General features: G+C 58.0%; 16 protein-coding genes. 3 read left to right on the top strand and 13 right to left on the bottom strand.

Features of this window, described 5'->3' with window-relative positions:
* Positions 1–35: 35 nt before the first annotated feature.
* From MKY74_RS27550 to MKY74_RS27575, 6 genes are all read right to left on the bottom strand, one after another.
* Positions 36–3,488: an SbcC/MukB-like Walker B domain-containing protein gene (locus MKY74_RS27550; RefSeq protein ID WP_076169796.1), complete on the bottom strand. Its 3,453-nt coding sequence runs from the start codon at positions 3,486–3,488 to the stop codon at positions 36–38.
* A 1-nt stretch (position 3,489) separates the two neighbouring features.
* Positions 3,490–4,662 (bottom strand): exonuclease SbcCD subunit D, encoded by a 1,173-nt coding sequence (locus tag MKY74_RS27555; protein WP_076169795.1) that lies wholly within the window; start codon positions 4,660–4,662, stop codon positions 3,490–3,492.
* A 306-nt stretch (positions 4,663–4,968) separates the two neighbouring features.
* Entirely contained in the window at positions 4,969–9,039 is a 4,071-nt protein-coding gene (gene addA, locus MKY74_RS27560) for a helicase-exonuclease AddAB subunit AddA (protein WP_144025409.1), read from the bottom strand.
* The gene (gene addB / locus MKY74_RS27565) at positions 9,020–12,550 is read right to left on the bottom strand and encodes a helicase-exonuclease AddAB subunit AddB (protein WP_076169793.1); all 3,531 of its coding nucleotides are present in this window, start codon (positions 12,548–12,550) and stop codon (positions 9,020–9,022) included. Before addB ends, addA begins: the two co-directional genes overlap by 20 nt.
* Positions 12,551–12,846: 296 nt before the next feature.
* The gene (locus tag MKY74_RS27570) at positions 12,847–13,224 is read right to left on the bottom strand and encodes an ArsR/SmtB family transcription factor (protein WP_076169792.1); all 378 of its coding nucleotides are present in this window, start codon (positions 13,222–13,224) and stop codon (positions 12,847–12,849) included.
* A gap of 2 nt (positions 13,225–13,226) precedes the next feature.
* Complete coding sequence (locus MKY74_RS27575) at positions 13,227–13,652, bottom strand: SRPBCC family protein (RefSeq protein WP_076169791.1); 426 nt, start codon at positions 13,650–13,652, stop codon at positions 13,227–13,229.
* Positions 13,653–13,923: 271 nt separating this feature from the next.
* On the opposite strand from MKY74_RS27575, the gene MKY74_RS27580 reads away from it, so the two are divergent.
* Both MKY74_RS27580 and MKY74_RS27585 read left to right on the top strand, forming a co-directional pair.
* Entirely contained in the window at positions 13,924–15,015 is a 1,092-nt protein-coding gene (locus MKY74_RS27580; RefSeq protein WP_341013290.1) for a hypothetical protein, read from the top strand.
* A 192-nt stretch (positions 15,016–15,207) separates the two neighbouring features.
* A complete protein-coding gene (locus MKY74_RS27585; RefSeq protein ID WP_076169790.1) occupies positions 15,208–15,528 on the top strand; it encodes a MazG nucleotide pyrophosphohydrolase domain-containing protein in 321 nt (106 codons plus the stop codon).
* Positions 15,529–15,712: 184 nt separating this feature from the next.
* Here MKY74_RS27585 and MKY74_RS27590 read toward each other — a convergent pair whose 3' ends face one another.
* The gene (locus MKY74_RS27590; protein WP_076169789.1) at positions 15,713–16,837 is read right to left on the bottom strand and encodes a hypothetical protein; all 1,125 of its coding nucleotides are present in this window, start codon (positions 16,835–16,837) and stop codon (positions 15,713–15,715) included.
* A gap of 168 nt (positions 16,838–17,005) precedes the next feature.
* Complete coding sequence (locus MKY74_RS27595; protein WP_076169788.1) at positions 17,006–18,376, bottom strand: class I SAM-dependent rRNA methyltransferase; 1,371 nt, start codon at positions 18,374–18,376, stop codon at positions 17,006–17,008.
* Positions 18,377–18,525: 149 nt separating this feature from the next.
* On the opposite strand from MKY74_RS27595, the gene MKY74_RS27600 reads away from it, so the two are divergent.
* On the top strand, positions 18,526–19,497 hold the full coding sequence (locus tag MKY74_RS27600) for a Na/Pi cotransporter family protein (protein ID WP_076169787.1): 972 nt from the start codon (positions 18,526–18,528) through the stop codon (positions 19,495–19,497).
* A 64-nt stretch (positions 19,498–19,561) separates the two neighbouring features.
* On the opposite strand, the gene MKY74_RS27605 is transcribed toward MKY74_RS27600, so the two are convergent.
* The 5 genes from MKY74_RS27605 to prmA form a co-directional block, all read right to left on the bottom strand.
* A complete protein-coding gene (locus tag MKY74_RS27605) occupies positions 19,562–19,990 on the bottom strand; it encodes an NUDIX hydrolase (RefSeq protein ID WP_076169786.1) in 429 nt (142 codons plus the stop codon).
* Positions 19,991–20,112: 122 nt separating this feature from the next.
* Positions 20,113–21,453 (bottom strand): tRNA (N(6)-L-threonylcarbamoyladenosine(37)-C(2))-methylthiotransferase MtaB, encoded by a 1,341-nt coding sequence (gene mtaB / locus MKY74_RS27610; protein ID WP_076169785.1) that lies wholly within the window; start codon positions 21,451–21,453, stop codon positions 20,113–20,115.
* A gap of 2 nt (positions 21,454–21,455) precedes the next feature.
* Positions 21,456–22,220: a 16S rRNA (uracil(1498)-N(3))-methyltransferase gene (locus MKY74_RS27615; RefSeq protein ID WP_076169784.1), complete on the bottom strand. Its 765-nt coding sequence runs from the start codon at positions 22,218–22,220 to the stop codon at positions 21,456–21,458.
* Between the two features lie 117 nt (positions 22,221–22,337).
* The gene (locus MKY74_RS27620; RefSeq protein ID WP_076169783.1) at positions 22,338–23,027 is read right to left on the bottom strand and encodes a site-2 protease family protein; all 690 of its coding nucleotides are present in this window, start codon (positions 23,025–23,027) and stop codon (positions 22,338–22,340) included.
* Entirely contained in the window at positions 23,027–24,001 is a 975-nt protein-coding gene (gene prmA, locus MKY74_RS27625) for a 50S ribosomal protein L11 methyltransferase (RefSeq protein WP_076169782.1), read from the bottom strand. The genes MKY74_RS27620 and prmA overlap by 1 nt, the downstream gene beginning before the upstream one ends.
* Positions 24,002–24,113: the final 112 nt, after the last annotated feature.

Consider the following 24,113-nt stretch of genomic DNA (forward strand, 5'->3'; position numbering starts at 1 on the left):
GCTACTGTCTTTTTCAAAAAATTATGGATGATGGCCTACAGCGTTTCAGGAACGATCCGCGAGCCGCCTCCGGCCTGCTCGGCAGGCATCACGATCAGCTTGCGCGGAAGACGGGCCCGCAGCTCGGGCACATGGCTGATGATGCCGACCGACAAATGATCGTTATGCAGCTTCTCCAAAGAAGTGATTACCGTATCGAGCAGCTCGGGATCCAGCGTACCGAATCCTTCGTCAAGGAAGAAAAACTGCAAAGGATATTGGCCCCGGAGCTGAATTTGCGCAGACAAGGCCAGCGCAAGGGACAGGGAGGTCAAGAAGGTCTCGCCTCCGGACAGGGTGGACACCGGACGGCGCACCCCGCCGTTGGCATCATCCCGAATCAGGAAGCCTCCCCCGGAATCGACCTCCAGCGCATAGCGCTGCTTGGTCAAGAAGCGCAGACGCTGTGAAGCAGCCTGGCTGACCTGCATCAGCTGCTCCTCGGCAATGTATTCGACGAAGGCATTGCCCCGGAGACAGGACTGCAGCTTGGAGAGCTTCTCGGCTGCCTGCTGCCGCTGCTTGCGGATCAGTTCCAGCTGCGACCAGCGGACATGACGCTTCTCCACGTCGTCCAGGTCCCGCTCCGCCCTTGCCCGCTGCTGAAGCGCCGTCTCATCGCGCTCCCGGCAGGCAGCCAGCTCCGCGGAGATCCGCTGCCACTCTTCTTCGGTCACGCCGCGGCCGTCCAGCTGCTCTGCCAAATGGCGGAGCTGCACCTTGATCTCCTGCTCCCGTTCGCGGTGCAGCCGGACCCGCTCCGCGCTGTGCACTTCTTCGTCAGGCGGCATGCAGGCGTCTGCCACTTCCTCCGACGTGGCGAACGGAGAAGCCGCCAGCTGCTCGTCCCAGCGGGCCTGCGCTTTTCGGCAGTGCTCCTCCGCGGATTCCGCCGCCTGGGCTGCCATCGCCGCCGCTTTGGCTGCTTCATGCTTAAGCTGCTCGGCTGCCTGGCGCTTCTCTTTGGAGCGCGCCGCAGCTTCCCGAAGGGAGAGCAGGCGCTGCTTGCAGCCTTCCAGCAGCCGGTCGGCGGACTCGCTGCCGACCCATGCCTGAAGGCGCCGCTCCTTCTCGGCCAGCAAATCCTGCTTGCCCTGCAGCTGGGCATCCCATTGAATGAGCGACTTGTCGAGATCGTTGATCTGCCGCTCCAGCGATTGGACCGAGGCCGTTTTCTCCTCGATAAAAGGGATGCTGATCTGCAGCCGCTCGCGGATCTCTTCGGCCTGCGCATCCTTCTGCTGGATTTCCGCGGACAAGCGGTCCGCCTGCTCCGGCTGAAGGTCCGGAAGCTCCCGGCGCCACTCCTCCTGAAGCCTTAGGTATTCCCGCTTCTCCGTTTCAAATCGGTCGCCCAGCTTGGTGAACGTTTCCCGAAGCGACTCGATTTCAGCCGTTCGCTTCACCTGCAGCGCGCTCAGCGCTTCCCCCCGCTCCTTCAGCGCGGCATGCTCGCGCTGAAGCTGTCTCGTGGATGATGCCAACGCTTCGGCGTCCTCCTCCATTTTCCGGATCCGGGATTCCCACGCGGGCCTGGAAAATGACTCCACTTGCTCCGGATCCGAGACCAGCTCGAGGGCAGCGGCCGCTTCGCCTGCGCCTTCCAGCGGGCCAGAACCGGCCTGGAAGGGTGCCCCTGCCTCCACCTGGACCCCGGGCTCGTACGATTCGAGCAAGCTCCGGGTCTCATGTACAAGCTGACGCCCGCTGAGCCGCAGCTCCTGCAGCTGCTGGCGGAGAAGCCGCAGCAGTTCCAGCAGACCGTCATCCGCAACAGGCGCATCCTGATCCGGAGATACCGGTGCCGGATGATGGGATGAACCGCATACCGGACACGGTTCTCCCGGGCGCAGCTCGGCGGCCAGCGCCAGCGAAAGCGCGTGGAGCTCCCGCTCTTTGGAGGAAGAACGGACCAGCGCCTCTTCCTGGTCGAGGCGGGACAACGCCGCCTCCATCCGGCTGTCATGGCCCAGAACCTGCTCCATATGGGCCGAAACCGCGAGCGCGAACCGCTTCTGCTCCTGCAAATGCTGCTCCCGCTCCTGCGCAGCCTGCTTCAACAGCGCTTCGGCTCTGCTTTGCTTCTCGCCATGCTCTTTAAATTCATCCTCAGCGCTCCGCAGCCGCTGCTCGCTTGCTCCCAGCTGCTGAACGTGCCGCATCGCCTTATGCAGCCGTTCACGGTCTTTCGCTTTCACTTCCAGCCCCTTCAGGCTTTCCTGCAGCTCAGACTGCCGCTTGAGCCCTTTGGCGAGCAGCTCCTGCTCCTTGGCCAGAGCTTCAGTCCGTTCCTTGCTTTCATGGGCCGTCTTTGACCGCTGCTCAGCCAGCTGCTGCAGCACAGTCTTCAGCTCGTCCCGCTCCCGCTGCAGCAGTACCGCCTGCTCCAGCTGCTCCTGGCGCTGCAGCAGCTTCGGCTCCTCAGCGGCAAGCTCCCGGTGCGACGCATCGTCGGCCGCAGCGGCCTCCCGGGCCGCCGTATCCGCGGCCTCAGCCTTTGTCTGAAGCTGCTCCGCCTCCCGGGTGCGTTTGTCCCATTCCTGCCTGCTGTCCGTCCACTGCGTATACAAAGGCATGATCGCCCGTGCCGCAGCAGACTGTCCCAGCTGGCGTTCAAGCCGGACAATCGCTTCTTCTTCAGCGGACAGCCGGTGGAGTTCCTGTTCGCGCCGCTCCTTCTCCAGCTGCATCTCCCTGAATTTGCCGGCCTTCTCAGCCTCCTCGGTCATTTGCCGCAGCTTCAGCCGCGAAGCCTCCGCCTCCAAGGCGGCTTCCTTGAGTCTGTTCCTCGCTTCGTCCACCGCTTCCGCGCCTGCGCTGCCGAGGCCTTGCTGCTCCGCCTCCACTTCCTTCAGTGCAGCATCGTTGTCCTTCACCCGCCGGCTGAGCTTCTGCGCGAGCAGGTCGCCGTATTTTTCCAAATGGAACAGGCGCTGCAGCATCTGCCTGCGCTCACTGCCCTTCAGCGACAGAAACTCGGCAAACTTCCCCTGGGGAAGGACGACGGCCCGCGTAAAGTCTTCCATTTTCAGACCGATTTTGTCTTCCACGCAGCGGGTGACTTCAGCCAGCTTGTCTGCCATAACCGTTTCACCTTCCGCGGTGACCTCGATAAACCGGCTAACCGTATTGCTGACTGACAGCTCGTTGGTTCTTTTAAAACGGCGCTCCACTCTGTACCGCTTCGGTCCGTCCGCGGAACTGAGTTCAAAGGTAAAGGAGACGTACAGTGCATCTTCCGAATGGTTCATGATGCCCTGCGTGCCGTTCACCGCACGTTCGACTTTGCCGTACAGAGCCAGGGTCATTGCGTCCAGAAGCGTCGATTTGCCGCTGCCTGTCGGTCCAAAAATACCGAACAGCCCCATCTGGCACAGCTCGTCAAAATCGATCTGCTGCATTTCGCGATAGCTCTGCAGACCCGACAACTTCAGTGTGATCGGCTTCATGTTACGCTTCCTCCTTTACCTCTGCGTCTTCCGAAGTGAGCGCAAGGAACAATTCAACGAGCGCATCATCCGGCTCGGCTCCTCCGGTCTGGCGCTGGTAGAACTTCCGGAAGAGCTCCGGCACCGGCAGGCTCGACCGGCTGTACTCCACCTCGACCTGTTCCATCTCGGGATACACGGGACGGATATGTACGAACCCTTCGTGACTTTTGCGCAGCCTGTGAATATCCCCAAGAGACATCGCTTCGGTCAGCGAAATCTCCAGATCGATAAAACCGTTCGCATCCCTGCCTTCATCCAGCCAGCGATGAACTTCCTCCAGTCCACCCTTTGCTTTCCACCGGATTAACGGCCGGCCGCAGGACAAATAAACCTCCTCCATTACGGGCTGCTGCCCCGGGGCCACATCGATGATGGAAACGGACTTCGCTTGACCGGCCTCGGAAAAGCTGTAGGCGAGCGGGGACCCGCTGTAGCGGATCATTCCATCACCCTTGACCGCCTGAGGCCGGTGCAGGTGGCCAAGCGCCGTATACTGGGCTCCAACCGCAAGCGCCGATGGGTCCACCGTATACGCGCCTCCGACCTGTATCGGCCGTTCCGAGTCGCTTTCCACGCCGCCAAGCACGTAAATGTGGCTCATGGCCAAATTGACGGTCTCGGGCGTAAAGCTTGACGCCAATTTCCGCATCAGCATGCCTACGCGGGCGCTGTATGCCCGGCGGAGCTCCTCTTCGTCGCCTTCGGCGGCGAGCAGCTCATTTAAGCGGGCTTCGGACGGATAAGGGAGCGCCGCAATCTTGGCGATCTCCCCGGTCCGGACCGCTTGAACCGTGACGGCTTCGGCCACGGGAAGCCCGACCAACGTGATTCCCTGCCGGGCGACCAGCGGCGTTACCGACGAAACCCGCTCGGGCTGATCATGATTGCCCGCAATGACCACGAGCGGCGTCCCTCCTTCCGTCAGCCGGGCCGCCGCCTCATAAAACAGCTGTTCCGCTGCCGCCGGCGGATTGACCGAATCATAGACATCCCCGGCCATCATGACCAGATCAATCTTCTGATCGTGTACGATCCGGACCAGTTCCTCAACGAAATCTTCCTGCTCTTTCATCCGGCTCCGGCCCTCGAGCGTCCGTCCAAAGTGCCAGTCACCCGTGTGAAGTATGCGCATCCTGCTTCTCCCTCCTGAACTTGCTTTCGCGCAAGCCGTGAACCCAGACGGATTCATGCCGTGTATGGGTCACACCTAAAAATGAAAACACTCAGCCAACGATCCATTCCTAAACCCGATCGCGTCTGAGAATACATTCAAATTCTACTAAACGATCGATTCTATTAAACTATCGACTCTATAAATTATCAATTCTAAAAAACGATCAAACTGCCATTTAAAAAACAATCAGATCAAGAAACCTATCAACCGAAGAAACCTGTCCAATCGAAAATACTACCAAATCAAAAAGCACTGAACACTCCACTACAGCAAGACGGACTGCTTGGCATCCACAAAGTACAGCCATTTCTCCTGGACCGCCTCACCTAATATATCTTCCAGCGCCCGGGCGTACAGTTCCAGCTGGAACCGATAGCTCTCCGCCAGAGCGGCTATTCCGCCGCGGTGTTCCAGCACCCGGTCGGTTTTATAGTCGACGATGACATATTTACCGTCCTGACGGAACAGGCAGTCGACGATCCCTTGAATGAGCACCACTTCGTCCGAAGCCCGGGTTCCTGCATCCGATGCCTTCATCGGTATGATGTTCCCTTCGTTAAAACGCTCGGTCGCAAGCAGCGCTTGATGCGCCTCATGAGCCGGAAGACCGTAGCTGAAAGGCATTTCCCTCGACACCCACTCCGCCGACTGCAGTCTCTTTCCGATGTCGCTGTCAAAAAAGGAGGCGATTTGCTCCGGCTCCACGATCTCCGCCTGCGAGCTTGTAAGGATCGCCAGGTCGACCAATCGCTGCAGCGTCGCTTCCACGACCCGCAAATCTACCAATCCCGCATCCAGAGGGATGTGCTGCATGACGGTATGGTACACCGTTCCCCGTTCCGTAGGACTCATCCGGCTCTGCTCCATAAATTTGGGCCGGCGCAGGGCAAGCGTACCTGTCTGCTGGGAGGCAGGCAAACTATGCTCCCGCCGAACCCGGGTCTCCTCGACCCAGTCCAGCGTGGGCCCGTCCTGCAGGGCAAGCAGCCTTTTCATTTCGGTCACGGACGTTTTGGCCGAGAGCCGGCTGGCGGCAGCATGCGGATACTGCCAGTTCAGCCGGGCGGATATTTGGTCAGGTGACAAAAAAGAACCTCCATCCGGCGCATCGCTGCCCGGGAGTACCGTCTCTCTGCGAAGAAGCGAATTCAGCTTGCGCCGGCGCTCCGGCGTCGATTCTTCCGCTTCCTCCCAGCCCCCAAGCGCCGCCAGCGTGAGATCCTCTGTGGAGAGGATCGAAATGCGCCAATCCGCCGGATCGCTCTCCAGCGCGGAGGCTGTCTCGCTTTCCAAACCGCCGAGCTCGCGCAGCTTGGCGGCCGCCGGGTGGCGGATCAGAGCAGGCCCGACCCAGTCGAGGTAGCTTCTGCCCCTGGCCAAGAGGTAATCGGGGAGCATCAGCTCTGGCCGGCTCTGCACCTGGGCCCAGGAGGACACCTTTTTCTCCAGATCCTTCACCGTCCCGATCAAGATCATCTTTTCTTTCGGCCGGGTCAGGCCTACGTAGAGCACACGCATTTCCTCGGCAAGCAGCTCAAGCTGGGATCGGCGGCGGATGGCCAGGTTCGGGAGCGTCGGATAGCTGACCCTCTTCTCGGTATCCACAAATTTCGGTCCGAAGCCAAGCTCTTTATGCATCAGGAACGATGCGTTCAAATCCTGCTGGTTGAACATTTTGGACATGCCTGCCAAAAACACGACCGGAAATTCGAGGCCCTTACTCTTATGGATTGTCATAATCCGCACTGCGTTGTCCCGGCTTTCAGCCGTGCCTGGTCCGCCCAAATCCGATCCGTTGTCACGCAGTCTGGAAATAAACGTCAAAAAGCGGAACAGTCCGCGGGAAGACGTCGTCTGTTCAAACTGGACCGCCCGGTCGTGCAGCGCCTTCAGATTGTCCTGCCGCTGCATTCCTCCCGGAAGGCCGCCTACCCAATCCAAATATCCCGTTTCCCGGTACAGCAGCCAGATCAGATCCCCCAGGCCGCCTTGACGGGCAATATTTCGCCAGCGTTCCAGCGAAGCCAGGAACCCTGCCAGCTTCCGCTGCAGTTCTGGAGAGAGGCTGAATTCCTCATCCACTGATTCCGTTTGTTCCGCCCACTCCAGGGCGGCGGCACTTTCAGCGTAGGCAGAGAGCGTCCCTTCTTCGTCCGGAATCGAAATTGAATCTCCAGGCTCCGCAGACGCGGGAACCGTCCCTCCTGCAGCCGCCATGACGGCCTCATAGAACGTCCCCTTCCCGCATAACCGGACCTGTGCCAGATCTTCTTCGGTCAGGCCGACGATCGGCGAGCGCAGCACGCCTGCAAGCGGAATGTCCTGCCGGGGGTTATCGATAATCTGAAGCAGGGACAGCATAATTTCCACTTCGGTCGCCTGGAAATACCCCTGATTCTGCTCCCCGTCGGCAGGGATGCCGAGCTGGCGCAGCTCCTCCATGATCAGCGGCCCCCAAATATAGGCGGACCGAAGCAGGATGACCATGTCGCCGTAACGGACAGGCCGCATCGCTTTGGTCTCCTTGTCGAACACCTGCATTGGCCTAGGTGATGTGTCACCCATGAGCGCGCGTATTTTTTTGGCAATCGCTCTGGCCTCAAGCTGAGCCGTCTCCATTTCGGCGGCCTCGCTCTCCTGGATCAGACCTCCGTTGTCGCTGTCCTGAGGCTCTTCCTCAGACACCTCCCCGCCTCTGGCCTTGTCAATCAGCACCAGCTCCGGCACGTACGGAGACGGCCCTGAAGCCCCTTCAGGCTGGGCTTCCGGATAAGAAGCTCCGTAAACGAGCTCCGCCCGCTCATCGTAGCTGATCTCCGCCACCGTCTCATTCATCAGCTGGCGGAACACCATGTTCACGGCATGCACCACTTCCAGCCGGCTGCGGAAGTTACGGGCAAGGTCGATACGGATGCCGCCGCCCTCGGCGGAAGCATACCTGCGGTACTTGTCCAAGAACAGGCTAGGCTCCGCCAGGCGGAAGCGGTAGATGCTCTGCTTGACGTCGCCGACCATGAACCGGTTCCCCGGCAGCTCGCGCGAAATCAGCTTGACGATATCTTCCTGCACACTGTTGGTGTCCTGATACTCGTCCAGCAGCACCTCGTCGAACTGTTCCTGATATTCCATGGCTGCGTCCGAAGGGAGCGGCTGACCCGGCACCGAATCCGGGTGGCGCAAAATTTGCAGGCAGTAGTGCTCCAGATCGCTGAAATCCACCGCGTTTCTTCTCTGCTTTTCATGAAGATACCGGTCGCCGAACTCAATGACGAGCTCCGCCAGCTCCTTCATGAGCGGCGCCGCCCTGTGCAGCTCGGCCAGAAAGGCATCGGCCGGCCGGCCAAACAGCGCCCCCTTCAGATCCTGCACCGTTTTCTTGACCGCTTCCCGCAGTTCCTTGACCCTCTCCTGCAGTGCCGGGTCGGTCTCCTCCTTGCGGCAGCTCTTCAGCTTGCTGAACGACACCGTCTGAAAGCGTTCGAACAGCTCGTCCCACGGACGGTTGTCCAGCGCATCCCTGAGCGACTGAACTACCTCCAGATCCGCGTTCAGGTTATCCAGATAGGGCCCCGGTCCTCCGGGCAGCAGTGTCAGACGCCGGGCCTGCTCCAGCAGTCCTTCGGCCCCGGCAAGCGCCAGCTTCGCATCCTGAAGGATGCTCTTGACCCACTGGCTTTCGCCCAGACTTGCCGTATCCGGCAGCAAAAAGGACTCGGCCATATTCCGCAGCCACTGATCGGGCCAGGAGTGGCTGCGTGAGAAATCGTAGAGCCTCTGCACTAAATGGCGGACGGCATCGTCCGTACGCTCACCGCTGAACCAATCCACCAGCGCGATAAAATCGCTGTCCTCCGGCTGCTCCCCGTATTTCTCCTCGAACAGCTCCTCCAGGATTTCCTGGCGCATCAGCTCGGCTTCATTCTCGTTCAGGATCCGGAACCCCGGATCGATCGGGATCATCTGATAGTACCTGCGGATCACTTCAAGACAGAAGGAGTGAAGCGTCGTGATGGAAGCACGCCCGAGCAGGGACAGCTGCCGCCGGAGGTGGGTATTCTCCGGATCCTTCTCCAGCTGCCGGTCCAGCGCGTCGCGGATGCGCTCACGCATCTCGGCCGCAGCCGCCTTAGTGAACGTGGCGACAAGCAGCCGGTCCACGCTGAAGCCCTGCTCCTCATTCAAAATTTTCCGGATGATCCGTTCGACCAGTACGGCCGTTTTCCCTGAGCCTGCCGCCGCCGCGACCAGAATGTGATCGCCGTGAAGCGAAATCGCCTTCCACTGATCGTCGCTCCACATGCTGCCTGCCGGCTTTTCAATTTCGATCATGCGCATCTCCTCCTTGGCGGCTGGACATCATTTCCCATACCTGCGATTTATTTGGCTTGCCGAGCATATGGTAATGGTTACCCTCGACATTTTCGTCAAACTGGCACACTGGCTTAAACGGACAGAACGTGCATGCCGTCTCCTGCTGGATGCGGTAAGGCTCGATGTCCACGTCCCCCTCGGTAATTCTCGTTCCAATCCGGGTGATATTGTCCCTGACGGAAGACAGCAGCGTATCCCACTGCTCTGGCGTAGCGACCGATGCGGAGCTGTAGAAGCTTCCGTCCGATTTGACGGCAACCGGAAGGATGGATGAATGGCCTTTGTCCAGAGATGCGTCCATTTTGGATATGACGTCGCGGTCGGCCAGCAGCAGCCCCTTCATTTTAAACCGTTTGAGCAGCTCTTCCGCCGCCTGCTCCATCGTCAGCCCGTTGCTCGACTGCAGGATCGGATCATGCACGTGAAAATACAGCGTTCCCGCCGGCAGCGCCTTGCTGCCCAGCCAGTGCTCCGCATAGGTCAACAGCACGTCCAGATAGGTCAGCATCTGCAGGGACAAGCCGTAGTAAATCTCATGAAGCCGCAGGTCCTTCTGTCCGGACTTATAATCGATTACACGCAGCAGCAGTCCGTTTTCACCTTGGGCCATATCCACCCGGTCGATTCGCCCGATGACCTCCATCACCGTTCCGTTCTCGAGGGAGAAGGTCAGCGGAGGCAGCGGTTTACCCGGGCCAAAATCCAGCTCCAGGCCGATCGGCTCAAAGCTTCCCCGCCGTGCCTGTTCGCCCAGGATGACGGAGGCGCGGCTTACGATATTTTTGAGCTTGCGTGAAATGTAGCCGTACCGCTTGCTGCTCATCAAAATCTCTCCTTGCAGCATCGGAGCGAGGCGCTCTACCGTTGTTTCCGCTTCGCGCCGGCACTCTTCGGCCGTCAGGCTTCCCCAGCTCCGCTTCTGTTCCTGCAGCCGCAGCGCCATTTGGGTCAGCGCCGCGTGGAACAGCTGGCCGATATCCGGCGCCTGCAGGCGGTACAGCTGCCGTTCGCGCAGCTTCAGCCCGTGTGAAGCGAAGTGCGAAAACGGGCAGGCCACGAACCGCTCCATGCGGGATACGCTCGTCCGGATTTTGGCACCGTACAGCCTGCGGCTGGTCTGCGGCTCCAACTGGCGGGTATCGTTGCGGTAAAACAGCGACCGCAGCAGCATATCCAGCGGTCCCTTCCATTCCCGTTCCCGGATATACCAGTTGTACACATCCCACCACAGCTGCGGAATTTCCGCGCCCTGCTTCCATTTGCGCAGCTGAATGATCAAATGGCTGAGGCTCTGGCGGGGGTGGGACAAATACGCAAGCAGCTCTTCTTCCCGCTGCTCTGCCGATGGCTGCGCCGACAGGCGGCGAACCGGCAGACCCGGGAACATTTTACGGACATGCCGCACCACTTCGGACGGCAGCAGCTCCTTGCCCTCATCGTCTGCGGCCGGATAGCTGACCCATACATGCCTGCTGGCCGAGGTCAAGGCGTTGTAAATCAGGAACCGTTCGTCGAGCAGCTTGCGCGAAATGCCAGGCGCCAGCTCCATTCCGGTTTGCGACAGCAGGGAGCGCTCCTGTTCGGTCAGCACCCCGTCATCCTGAAACACGGCCGGGATGACTCCGTCGTTGACGCCGAGCAGAAACGCGTACTTTACGCCACCCGTCCGCGTCCGGTCCATATTGCCGACCAGCACCTGATCGAGCGCAGGCGGAACGAGGCCCAGCTTCAGTTCGCTCAGTCCCGTTTCCAGAATGCCGGCAAACAGCTCGAAGGCCATCTTCTCCGTACCCATCATTTCCACAATCTGATCCAGCAGCTCCAGGACCGCATCCCACAGCTGGCGGTGTTCCCTCGCCGCCTCCGGGCGCCCGGACTCCAGCGCTTCGCGGCTCCACAGGTCCAGCTTCTCGGGAATGTCGGCTTCCTCGAGCAGACGGAAGACCGCTGTGCTGAGCTCCTCGGCGCTGCCCGCCTTCTTCACCCGCTTGCCGAAGGCCAGCAGCGGCTCGCTGACCACCCTCCGGCAGTGCTCCATCAGGCTGAGAAGCTGCTCTCCGGATCTGCGTCGCTCTCCGCCGTTTTCCTCCAGGGACAGGCTCGGAATAGCTTTCCACGGGCGGCCGTCCGTCCAGCGGTATCCCTGAATTCCGCAGGCGAGGGCATAGTTCTCGAGCACGTCCATATCCTCCCGCCCCAGCGACCCGTCCAGCGGAAGCAGCAGGTCGCTCTTGATGCAGCGGAATACGTCCTCATGCCGCCAGTTCCGGCGCACGACATCCAGTGCGGAACGAATAAACTCCACCAGCGGATGGTGCAGCTCGCTTCGCTTCTGGTCGAGAAAGAACGGAATGCCGTAGTCCCGGAACAGGGGCTCCACCAAATGCTCGTAATCGCCCAAATTACGGACGAACACGGCCATTTCGCGGTATCTCGCCCCTTCCTCTCTGGCCAGGCGCAGCATCTCCCTCAAAGCCCCTTCCACTTCGGTACGCCGATTCTCGGCGGCATAGAGGGAAATCCCTTCGGTTTCCTGAACCTGCTCTCTCTCCTGCCCCTTCCAGGGAATCCGCCGGTCATAACCGCGCTCTAAATGAGCAAGCCGCGGGCTGAGGCGGAATTTGGGCAGGTCCGATGCCGGCAGTATCGAATCGTTCGTTTCGATGCCCAGCTCGTCGGCCATTCCTCTCAGCTTGATGTAAGTCGTGGCAGTCGGGTGAAACAGGTCCAGCTCATGCGGCTGCATGCTGCCGTGGTACGGCTTGTCCAGCGTGAGCACAATGGTGACCGATGACGCATGGGCCATCAGCTCGCGAACAACCCCGTATTCCTGCGGAGTCATCCCGTGGAAGCCGTCGATCCATACGTCCGCACCTTTGACATACGACGAGCTGCGAATCCCTTCAGCCAAAGTGACGAGCGTATCTTCATCATCTATATAAAGCGGTGATATTTCCTGTTCAAAGTCGCGGTACACCGTCCATAAATCCTCAAGCTTATAGCGCAGGATCGGGGCGGCCGCCTTCTGCTCCGTCAGCTGGGTCAAATGCTCTTCCAGCACGGCGGAATCTACGCAGTACCGCTTGAGCTCGGTATACAACTCGTTCAGCTTGCCTATGAAACCCAGCTGGTCACCGGAGGCGCCGAACAGCTTCAGCTCCTCTTTGCGGCGCTGAATGATTTTGTACAGCAGCATTTTTTTGCCTTCTTCGCTGATGCCGACTCTCGCCGACCCGCCGGTCTCCTGCATCACCCGGTACGCCAGGCGCCGGAAGCTGAGAACCTGCGCACGGACGCTGCCTTTGACAGCGCCCGACGATACCAGGCTGTGCTCCGCCTGGAATGAGCCCTGCTCGGGAACGAGCAGGATCAGCGGGCTGCCCTTAGGCTCTACTTTCAGCCGGGACGTAATCTCGCTTAGGATCGCCGTCGTCTTGCCGCTACCGGATCGTCCGATCAGAAAATGAACCGACATGGTGTTGCCTCCTTCGTATGTAAACCTTGAAAACTATTAAATATAAGTATAACACAACCTTTTTTGAAAAGAACGTATGTTTGCGGAACTGTAAAAAGGAGGCACTTACCGTTTTTTGCATTTATCCGATACGCTCAACCCGAAGGAACGCCGTGTCCCGGCATGCCAAACAGCGGTACAGGAGGAGGTGATCCTCTTGTACCGCTGTCTCTTGTTTTGCTTGATTTGTACGAATGCTAGTTTCCATGGCCATCATGCAGGGATCATGGTTCAGTATAGAGCGATTGAATCACCGGCTAATTTTGTTCCTTCTCCTTATCCACAAGGGTCAGCGGGGCAGGGAAGCGTTCGGAACCATCCGACTCCACGAAGTGCTGCAGGGCTGCCATCTTGTTCTCCCAGAAGCGTTCAAAATAGGAGTACCAATCCTTGAGCTCCTGCAAAGGCCCCGGGTCCAGCCGGTACCTCGTCTCGCGGCCGACCTTCCTTTCCTTCACCAGCCCTGCCTCCGACAGAATCCGCAGATGCTTGGAAACCGCCGTCCGGCTCATCGGAAAATGGCTGCTGAGCACCGTTACGGGCATCTCCTGATCGGACAGCAGCTTGAGCAGCTGGCGCCGGGTCGGGTCGGCCACGGCCTGAAACACGTCGTGCTTGGACGCAGTCGCCGTCATGCTTAAGCCTCGACGTATCTGCCCAGCTTCTGGTGGAGTCCGGCCCAGCCTTGGTCCATCGTCTCGCGCACGACCGTATGCGGCTGGTTGAACTCGGTCACTTGGTCCGCGCTCCAGCCGGAGTGGATGAGCGTCACTTCCGTTTTGCCGTCCAGCTCCTTCAGCTCGAAAACAAGCGTCCAGTCCTTGCCCCAGCGGAACGCCAGCCGGTGCGGCGGATCCACTTCGGTCACCTTGCACGGCGACATGCCGTACGGACCGGCATTAATGTGAAATTCGTGGCCTACGACGGGCTGCATGTCATTGGGCATGAACCAGGCGGACAGCCCTTCGGGAGTCGCCACCGCCTCCCACACTTTCTGGATCGGAGCCTGGAATACGCCAGTGTGGCGGATATCAGGCAAAGCATTGTTTGTTGAGTTTTCCATGTATAAGTACCTCCATATGCAGTCAATCAACCCGGTTTACATTCGAATGCGAAACCATTTGGTTTCATATGAATTATACGAAACCTTTTGGTTTCATGTCAACCCCTTGTCCTTCTGCGGCCCGTAAGCCGGAATTCAACGAAAAAAGGAGCCTTTCGGCTCCTTATATTGTTATTATAGCTCATATTTCCAAAAACAAACAGTCTACCATTTTTCACCTGACATTCTATAATGAGGACGTTCTCACTTTAAGGCAAAGGGAGGAAAGACGGTGGATATCAAGGATTCTTCAAGCTCGTCTGAAAATCAGCCCGGGACGGTCGGTTCCGCAAGAGCCGCTGCAGCGGACTGGGTGATGCACCAAGCCTCAAAGGAAAAAGGATTTATGGGCGCTTATTTCACGGGTTCCACAATCGGAATGCCGGAAGATGCCCCGATGTCTCCAAGCTCCGATATCGACGTGATGGTCGTGTCTGAACTGGCGGAGCCGCCGTTAAAACCGGGTAAGTTCATATATCGGAATACCCTGATCGAAGGCTCTTACATCTCCCTATCCGAGCTGTCCTCGGTGCAGAAGGTGCTCGTCTCACACCATCTGGCAGGCCCGTTCCGGGTGAATACGATCATCTCCGATCCCCATGGCCATTTGCATCGCCTGTATTCAGAAGTATCCCGGCATTTTGCCGATGAGGTCTGGGTGAGGCAGCGGTGCGAAAACGTCCTGCAGCAAATCAAGCGTTCTCTGCTCGGCCTCGACTTGTCCCTGCCGCTGCATGACTTGTTCACATCCTGGCTCTTCCCTACGGGCATCACCACGCATGTGCTGCTGCTCGCCGCCCTGAAAAACCCGACGGTGCGGCTCCGCTATGCAGCCGTCCGCGGCGTATTGGAAGATTACGGCCTGAGCTCGCTGTACCCCGAGCTGCTTCGCCATCTCGGCTGTGCCGATTTGGAGCCGGAGCGGGCGATGCAGCATGTCAGGTCGCTCGAGCGGACCTTCGACACCGCGGCCGCGGCCGCCAAAACGCCCTTTTTCTTCAGCAGCGATATTTCCCCGGTTTCCCGCCCGATCGCCATCGACGGGAGCATAACGTTAATTGAACAAGGACTCCACCGCGAGGCGGTGTTTTGGATGGGAGCCACCTTCGCGCGCTGCCATAAAATTCTCGCCGCAGACAGCGATCCGAAAGTGCAAAAGGAGCTTGCCCCCGGTCTGGAAGCATTTCTGGCCGATCTCGGCTTTCACTCCGTCCAGGACTTCAGCACGCGTGCCGCTGCGGTCATCGACTTTTTGCCGGAGATATGGCGCGCGGCGGAAACGATCATGGCGTCCAACCCTGAAATTACCGGCCGTTCCACGTGATCTCCTAGCAGCCTATTCGGATTTCCCTTCCTTTCAATGATTTTTCAGTCTATTTAATGTGTACCAAAATATAAATAATGGTTTTTGCCCTCAATCCAGCCTTTGAATAACACACCAACCTCTTGCCTCCATCCCTTATACTTATAGAAGTGCCTATCACTAGAACATGAATTGCAGGAGGAGGCAGAAACTGTGGATGTGAACGCATTTCAGCAGTGGGTCAAGGAGTATTACGAACAGCGGGGCTGGTCGGAGCTCGATATCTTTATCCGGATCGGCTTTTTGGCGGAGGAGACCGGCGAAGTGGCCCGGGCGATTCGGGCGCTTGAAATCGGCCGGGACCGGCCGGATGAGGCCGCGGGTACGTATGACGAGCATAAGCAGGAGCTTGTGGAAGAACTTGGCGACGTGCTGGGGAATCTGATTGTGATCGCGAACAAATACGACATCGGCCTGGAGGACATTTTTGCTTCCCACCGGGACAAGCTGGTTCATCGCTATAAGGAGGAATGATGGTAACCCGGACAAAGCAATAGCGCTAGCCCTGGAATTGAAAAAGCACACTAGCCTGGGTAAAAAATTCAAAAATCCCTTTTCGCATCCGGCGAGAAGGGATTTTTAACATTTTGGCGTTCGGGGTTTGGATAAATGATACGCGGATCATCGAATGCATCATCATTTTGCCTCGCTTGGCATATTACATACCGCTGTAATAGACCGGCAGCTCCGAGCGGTTGGCCGCCAGCCACAGCCGGTTATCCTTCGTCCAGCGCAGCGGATAGCCGACGCCTGCTTCGAGCGCCTTCCCTTTCAGAATATCGACAATCCATACGTCACGATTGGCCAGTTGGACCGCATACAAACCGGAGGGATTCCCGGATGCGGCGGTAAATCTGGTGATGTCCGTTTCCTTTGCAACCCTTGCGTGCTGAGCTAATATTCGCCTGGCCGCGGCCGGCAGCTTGGGATCGGCTTCGTAGGACGCCTCCTCCCGGTTCAGACGGATATGAAGAACGCCACGGGTTCGGCCCTCCTTATATCCGTCAACAGGGACCGAAACGGTCTCGTTATCGTTCCAGGCTAAAGGATAAATAAACAGGAATCCGTCGCTGTGTGACAAATAGCTCACTCTCGGCCGGTGGAGCAGCTGGTTCCCGTCCCGGTCCAGCACAATCAAGTCGGCATCCGGGCCAAACGTGTCGTCCGAAGCAACCAGCAGCGCCACACGGTCGTTGTCAGGTGATGCGGCTATACCGTAGACCGGGCGGGCGGACTCGTACAGCTCCTGGGACACTCCGGATCGGGTATTTACCCGGTACAGCTTCAAATGGCCATTGACGGCATAGATCTCATGCTCACCAAGCCGGTCCGCATATTGAACATTCAGCCCAAAATCGTTCGTAAACTCCACCTGAGGCGGCGCCCATTTCGGCTGGGATAGCACGCTTATCGAACCGTTCTGCTGCAAAATCGAAGGCAGCCTGCCACTCAAGCTGTACACCAGCATCCCGGGTCCATGCTCCTCCTCATCGTCCCAAACGGGTTGATACGATGTTAAGGAATCAAGCGGCCACTCCTGAACGGTCGTTCCGTCCCGGTTCAGAAGGCGCACGCCATAGAACGGCTCCTTCACCCCGATCGGATCGATGGTTTTCTGTTCTAAATTCGAAAAGCCTGCAGCGTCCCGGTATTGCCCCGGCGCCGTCTGGGTAACCGGGTATGTACAGCACCCTTCCGAATGGTTGGCAGCTGGTGAGGTGCAGCCTGAGGCTGCTATTGTTAACATCATCAGTAAGGTTAATGCGATGACTGCTTTTTTCATTACGTCACCCCGTCGTATGCTGAATCCCTTTTTTTGGAACGTCTTACTTCCTAGACGCTAACAATCCCCCGAAGGTTACGCTTGCTTCTTTTTCAGCTGAGCTGCCGCTGCGAAAACAAAAAAACCTTTCCGTCCATCACGGAAAGGTTTGGTCTTTCAAGATCAAAGTTAAGCCCTGCTGCGAACTTCAAATACAGCAAACTTGAGGTAATGGCCTTCATCGACGCCGAGAATTTGCGGATGGTCCTTGCCGGCCGCACGCCATTCGATCAGGCGCAAAATTTTGCCGGCATCGGCTGCCGCTTCCTGGATCGTGGCCAGGAACAGGTCCGGGCGCATATGGTACGAGCAGCTGGCCGTGACGAGGTATCCTCCCTCGTTCACCAGCTTCATGCCGTGCAGGTTGATATCCTTATAGCCGCGGCAGGCGCCCTTCACGGCGCTTTTCGTCTTGGCAAAAGCCGGCGGGTCCAAAATAACGACGTCCCACGTCCGGCCGCCCCCTGCGGTCATTTTCTTCGAGGTATCGACCTTCTCCTCGTTCCCTGCCGCCCGCTGCCGCCGTTCCTCCACACCTTTAACCTGATCACGCAAATATTGGAAGGCGTCGGCGACAACAAATTCCACCCGGTCCTCAAAGCCGTTCAGCACGACGTTTTCCCTGGCGCTCTCAATCGCGTGCTGGGAAATATCGAGGCAGGTGACCTTTTTGGCTCCATATTTGCAGGCGTTCAGCGTGAAGCTGCCCGTATGCGAAAAGCATTCCAGCACTGTGGCCCCGTCCCAATAAGGGAAGGTGACGACTTTGCCGCTTTTGTTCACCGGAAGGCTGACGCGCTCTCCGTCCTGTTCTACTTCCTGCAGCGTAATTCCACTGTGGCCTCCCCAGCCGGTCATCAGCGGAGCGATCGAAGCCCGGTTTTCCCGCTGGTCGAAGAAATAGCCCGTTTTCTGGCCTTCTTCAATGTCGACCTTCACGAACAGACCGTTCTCCGTCACGGTCACGTGGCGCGGGCATTCCCCGTACAGCGGTCCCTTGGTCTGCTCAAGCCCTTCCAGCTCGCGCACGGGAACGTCGCTGCGTTCATAGATTCCCTGCGGGCTCAGCACCTCGACCAGCGCGTCGACGATATCCGTACGATGCACGTCCATACCCAGCGTCAGCAGCTGTACGACCAGTACATCGCCGAAGCGGTCCACGATCAGCCCGGGAAGAAAATCCGCTTCCCCATACACGAGGCGGTATGCATTGTCTCCTTTCAGGAAACGCTCCCGGTGCTCAAGGCAGCCGCGGAAGCGTTCGGCAAAGTAGGCACGGTCCATCGTCTCGACGGGACGGTACGAGATGACCCGGACCGTAATTTGCGAGGCCGGATTGTAATAGCCTGTGGCCAGGTACCGCCCTTGATGATTGACCACATTCACGAGGTCGCCCGGCTCCGGGCTGCCCTCCACCGAGGCAATTTCATTGTTGTAAATCCAGGGATGCCCCTGTTCCAGCCGCTTCTTCCGGCTGCGCTCCAATACGACCGATGCCAATCGATTCACTCCTTCAACGTTTCAAAAATGGATATATGGATTCCGGCAAGTCCCCGGCTGAAGCCCCTCTTGGAGTCATGGTTGTCCAGGGCTGGACATATACGTAATTATGGTTGACTCCATAAACAACCCCAAGGAGGACTTACCGCGTGTTTCAAACTGTCGTGTTTCCCGTCGTGTACGGGTTTGTTATTTTTATGGCCGGCATGAAGGTGATGGAGGCGGCCCTCGGCAAATGGGCAGGGCCCCTCCTGTCCGCCTTCCTGCAAAAGGCTACCGCTTCGCCGCTGAAGGGGCTCCTCTTCAGCACCGGCATCACGGCCGTCCTGCAGAGCAGCACGGCCGTCACCGTCATTACGATGGGCCTGGTCAACGCCGGGCTGCTGACGTACGAACGCACCCTCGGCATTATACTCGGCAGCAACATCGGCACCTGCCTGACCACCGAGCTGATCGGCCTGCAGATCGGACGGATCGCCCTGCCGCTCTTGACCGTCTCCCTGATCGTGTGGGCGGCCGCCGTCTTTTTCAGCGAGAGCTCCCCGCCGGGAATCCGCCGCATTCAGCACCTGATGATGCCCGTCCAGTTCCTGTCGCTGGCGATCGCCGGCTTTGCCCTGGTCATGCTGGGCATCCGCGTCATGCAGAAGATTGGTCCGGCCCTGGAGCAGTCCGGTTTGTTCAGCTGGTTCCTGGACCGCGCAGCCGACAGCGTATGGTGGGGCATTGCCGCCGGCGCGGTACTAACCGCCCTGATGCACAGCAGCGCCGCCGTCATCGGCCTGGCTATCGCTCTGGCCTCCTCGGGAACGCTGCCAGTCGACGTCGGCATCGCCATCGTGCTCGGCGCGAACGTCGGCACCTGCGTGACCGCAGTTCTCGCCTCCATCGGCAGCTCTGCCTCTGGCCGATTCGTCGCCTGGACCCATGTGGTTCTGAACGTCGGCGGAGCCCTCGTCTTCATGCCCTTGATTCCGCAGCTGCACTGGGCTATAGCGGCCATCACCGGCAGTGAAGGCGCGCAAATCGCCCACGCCCAGACGCTGTTTAATGTGATCAGCTCCTTGGCCGCTCTGCCTCTATGCTACCTGCCCATCTGGAAAAAAGCCGCACACGCCTGAGTGTATAGCTCACCCTTAAGCGCTTCGTAGGAGGACAGTTCCTCAGGCCGACCTAAGATAAGTCTTAAACCTCGATGCCGAGCAAGGACAGCCCTTTCCGCACGATCCGGTCATTATTATCATACCCGTTCTGATCCTGCCGGAGCCATGCCTCCAGCGGCTCATACCAGGCCACACCGCTGATCTCCTCCACCTGAGGCCGATGCGATCCGCCGACCGCCTCTACCAGGTAATAATGAACTTCTTTTTGAACCTGGCCATGAATCGGATGGTTGTACATATATTTAATAATGTCCACGGGGGAAATGATGCTGCCGATAATGCCCGTCTCTTCCTCGATTTCGCGCAGCGCGGTCTGCTCAACGGTTTCGCCCGGCTCCATTTTGCCTTTGGCCATCGAAATTTTGCCGTAGCGGTCCAGAATCAGCTGAATCTCCAGCTGGCCGCCGATGCGGCGGAACACGACACCTCCTGCCGATATTTCCTTCCTCATCACCCGCTCCTCCTCCTCATGCCCTAGTACAAACAAGGATTTCACCTCCGGTGCTGCCGGAAATGAAATCCTTGCCATTCGCCCAAGATCCCGAAATGCACAGGGACCTTGCTATATACAAATTAAACCGCTTGTCCCGGTCTTTCGTCCAGCACACGCACCAGCTGACCTTCGCACTCGTGAACGCCGGCTTTGGTCAGCTTAACTCGGCACAGCTTGCCTTGCAGGTCTTCCGGACCGTCAAAGATCAGCTGCAGATAGTTATCGCTGAAGCCGTGCATTTTGCCCGGACCATGGGTTCCTTTGGAAGTGCCTTCCGGAATGACGTCCAGCACCTGGCCGACGAATTTTTGGGCATACGCCAGCTGCATCTGCTCGGACAGCGCGATTAATTCGCGCACCCGCGCATGCTTCACTTCCTCGCTCACCTGGTCGGTCATCCGCGCGGCCGGCGTGCCGTTCCGCTGGGAATACGGAAAGACGTGCATTTCCGAGAACCCGATCGCCTTCATCAGCTCATAGCCGTTCCGGTACATTTCGTCCGTTTCGCCCGGGAACCCGACGATAACGTCCGTCGTAATGCCGACATCCGGCATCGCCTGGCGGATCAGCTGCATTTTGTTGTAAAACTCTTCTGTCGTATACTTGCGGCGCATCCGCTTGAGCACCGTGTCATCCCCCGCTTGCAGCGGAATGTGCAGGTGGCGGCACATTTTCGAGGAACGGTTCAGCACGTCGAGCATCCGCTCGTCGATTTGGCTAGCCTCGATGGAGCTGATGCGTACGCGTTCCAGCCCGTCCACCTTGTCGAGATCCCACAGCAGGTCCGACAGGCGGTAGCTGTCCAGGTCGTCGCCGTAGCCGCCGGTATGGATGCCGGTCAGAACGATTTCCTTGTATCCCGCTTCCACCAGCTGATGCGCCTGAGTCACGATGCTCTTCGGATCCCGGCTGCGTGAAAGCCCGCGCGACCATGGAATGATGCAGAACGTGCAGAAGTTGTTGCAGCCGTCCTGGATTTTCAGAAACGCCCGGGTTCTGTCAGCAAAATCAGGAACGTCCATTTCTTCAAATACGCGCGTCTTCATAATGTTGCGTACCGCATTGATCGGCTCGCGGGACTGGCGGATTTGATTCACGTACGGAATGATTTTATCCCGATCCTGGTTCCCGATGACGAGGTCAACCCCGGGAATGTCCAAAATTTCGGCCGGTGAGGTCTGCGCATAACAGCCCGTCACGGCGACGATCGCTTCCGGATTTTGGCGCACGGCGCGACGGATGATCTGCCGGCTCTTCTTATCGCCTGTATTGGTTACGGTACAGGTATTAATTAAATAAACGTCTGCGTTTTGTTCGAAATCCACCTGCTCGTAGCCTTCATTTTTAAACAGCTGCCAAATGGCCTCTGTATCGTAAAAATTCACTTTACAGCCCAACGTATAAAATGCAACGGATGGCATGTTCAAGCTCCCCCCATTTCTCCGGATTCATAAAGTATGCAGGCCAGGGCAACCATACCCGCCGTCTCGCAGCGCAGGATTCTCCGTCCCAGGCCGATGCTGACCGCGCCGGCTTCCTCCGCCGCCCGGCACTCCTCTACGCTGAAGCCGCCTTCCGGCCCCACGATCAGAAGCACCTGCAGGCCTGCGGCAGCGCCGGTCTTCTCTATCCAAGGCTTCACTGCATCCCGCAGCTGAAGACCGTGTTCTTTCTCATAGCAGAAATATACCGCATCATACGCCGAAAACGAAGCCAGCAGGTTTTTCCAATGGATCGGATAACCGACCTCGGGCACCCGGTTGCGGTGGCTCTGTTCAGCCGCCTCTTTGGCGATTTTGCTCCAGCGGACGATGCGCTTCTCTTCCTTCTTGGCATCGTACTGCACGATGGTTCGCTCCGACAAAAAAGGAACAAATGCCGCCGCACCGATCTCGGTGCATTTCTGGATCACCGTCTCCATCTTGTCTCCTTTAGGGAGGCTCTGGGCAATAGTGACTTTAACCCGCGGCTCCTGGGTCATCGCCAGCATCTCGACGACAGCGGTGGTGACAACCCCTTGGTCGATCGACCGGATTTCCACCAGCGCTTCCCGCTCGCGGCCGTCGCTGACGATAAAGGTGTCCCCTTCTTTGCTGCGCATAACCTTGGCGATATGCCGTGCATCCTCACCGGTAATCTCGACGGTATCGCCTTTAAACTGCTCCTGTGATACAAAATATCTCTGCACCTTTATCAACATCCTATTTCCAAAATCACAAACTTCATCATACAACTTTTAGGTTCGCATGACCAGACCCTATTCAACAAGCGAATACGGCCTCGAACGTTCGCGTTCCCGCTCCGATTATATCGACACGCCGAACAATTTCAGGAAGGAGAACACGAACTGGTAGTTGATGCTGTTAGCCCACATATACAGCGGACTGATTGTATACATCTGCAGCACCGGAATGAACAGAATCAGCAGGAAAATAAAGATGGACCACTGCTCAAACTGCTGCAGCTTCATCCGTACCCGCGGCGGAACGATATCTTCGACGATGCGGTATCCGTCCAGCGGCGGAAGCGGGATAAGGTTGAATAAGAACAGGAAAAAGTTCATGAAGCAGAAATAGCGCAAAAACGTCGTGATCGCGAACAGCAGCCTTTCGTTCGTAATCCCGTCCAGCACCCCCGTGGCGATCAGGAGGGCGTAAATGAATGCCCCGATGATACCCAGAACGAAGTTGCTCAGCGGCCCCGCCGCCGACACGACCACGCCCATGAGGCGGGGATTTTTGAAGTTGTCGCGGTTGACCGGGACTGGTCTGGCCCAGCCAAACCCTGCGATCACCAGCAGCAGGACGCCGAGAAAATCGAAGTGAACCGCCGGATTCAGCGTTACCCTGCCCAGCAGTTTGGCTGTAGGATCTCCAAATTTATAGGCAAAATACGCATGCGAAAATTCATGCACCGTAAAGGCGATCACCAGCACGATCAGGACGAACGGAAGCTCTTCCAGCGGAAACCTGAGAATATTGTTCAGAAAATCCATCACGACCTCTTTCTCGCGACAAAGGCTACCCAGTCTTCGTCACGGCAAACGTCCTCGATCTCAAACCCGGAGTCCTTCAGCGCCTGCTGAACGACGTCTTCCTTATTTTTGTAAATGCCTGAGGCGATGTAGACGCCTCCCGGCTCGAGTGCACGGTACACGTCGTCGATAAAGAGCAGAATGATTTCGGCCAAAATGTTGGCGACGATCACTTGGACCGGCAGGGTAACGCCCAGATCTTCGCGCTGATCACCGCTTAACAGGGACAGCAGATCGCTTTCCTTGACCGTAATCTGATGATCCAGCATGCCGTTCAATTGGCTGTTTTCCTTGGCGCTCGACACCGCCACCGGATCCAGGTCCAGTGCAAGCACATGCTTCGCGCCGAGCAGGACGGCCCCAATGGCCAAAATGCCGGAGCCCGTTCCGACGTCGATAACTTCCTCCCCGCCCCGGATAACCTTCTCCAGCGTGCGCAGGCAGAGCGCCGTCGTCGGATGGGTTCCTGTGCCGAACGCCATTCCAGGATCGAGCTCGATGATTTTCTCCGCCTCATTCGCCGGCGTGTAGTCCTCCCAGGTCGGCTTGATCGTCAGCCGCTCCGATACCTTCAGCGGTTTAAAGTAAGCTTTCCAGGCGGTAGCCCAGTCGTCCTCATTCACTGTCTTGAGCTCGTAGCGCAGTTCTCCCGTGTCGATTCCGTACTCATGCAGCTGCCCGATCCGTTCCTTAACCTCGGCAATGATCTGCTCCACAGGGGACTCCTCGGAAAAATACCCTTTGATTTCCGCCTGTCCTTCCGGAATATCGTTGAGAGGCATCTCGTACCATTGCCCGAACGACGTATCCCGTTTCTTGTTCAGGGTTCCCGACTCTTCGATGGATACACCGCCAGCGCCGGCCTCATGCAAAAAATTTGAAATCATTTCCACGGCTTCTTCCGTGGTATGTATTGTAAATTCATGCCATAACATAATTCGTTAAATTCCTCCTCGACCTATGCATAAGTACCATTGTACTATACATCGGCGGCCGAGTACAAAATTTAGGGCTCCCCGCTAACAAAAAAACCGCAGGTCCGCATCG

The sequence above is a fragment of the Paenibacillus sp. FSL R5-0378 genome, from assembly GCF_038009285.1.
Classification (GTDB): Bacteria; Bacillota; Bacilli; order Paenibacillales; family Paenibacillaceae; genus Paenibacillus_AQ; species Paenibacillus_AQ favisporus.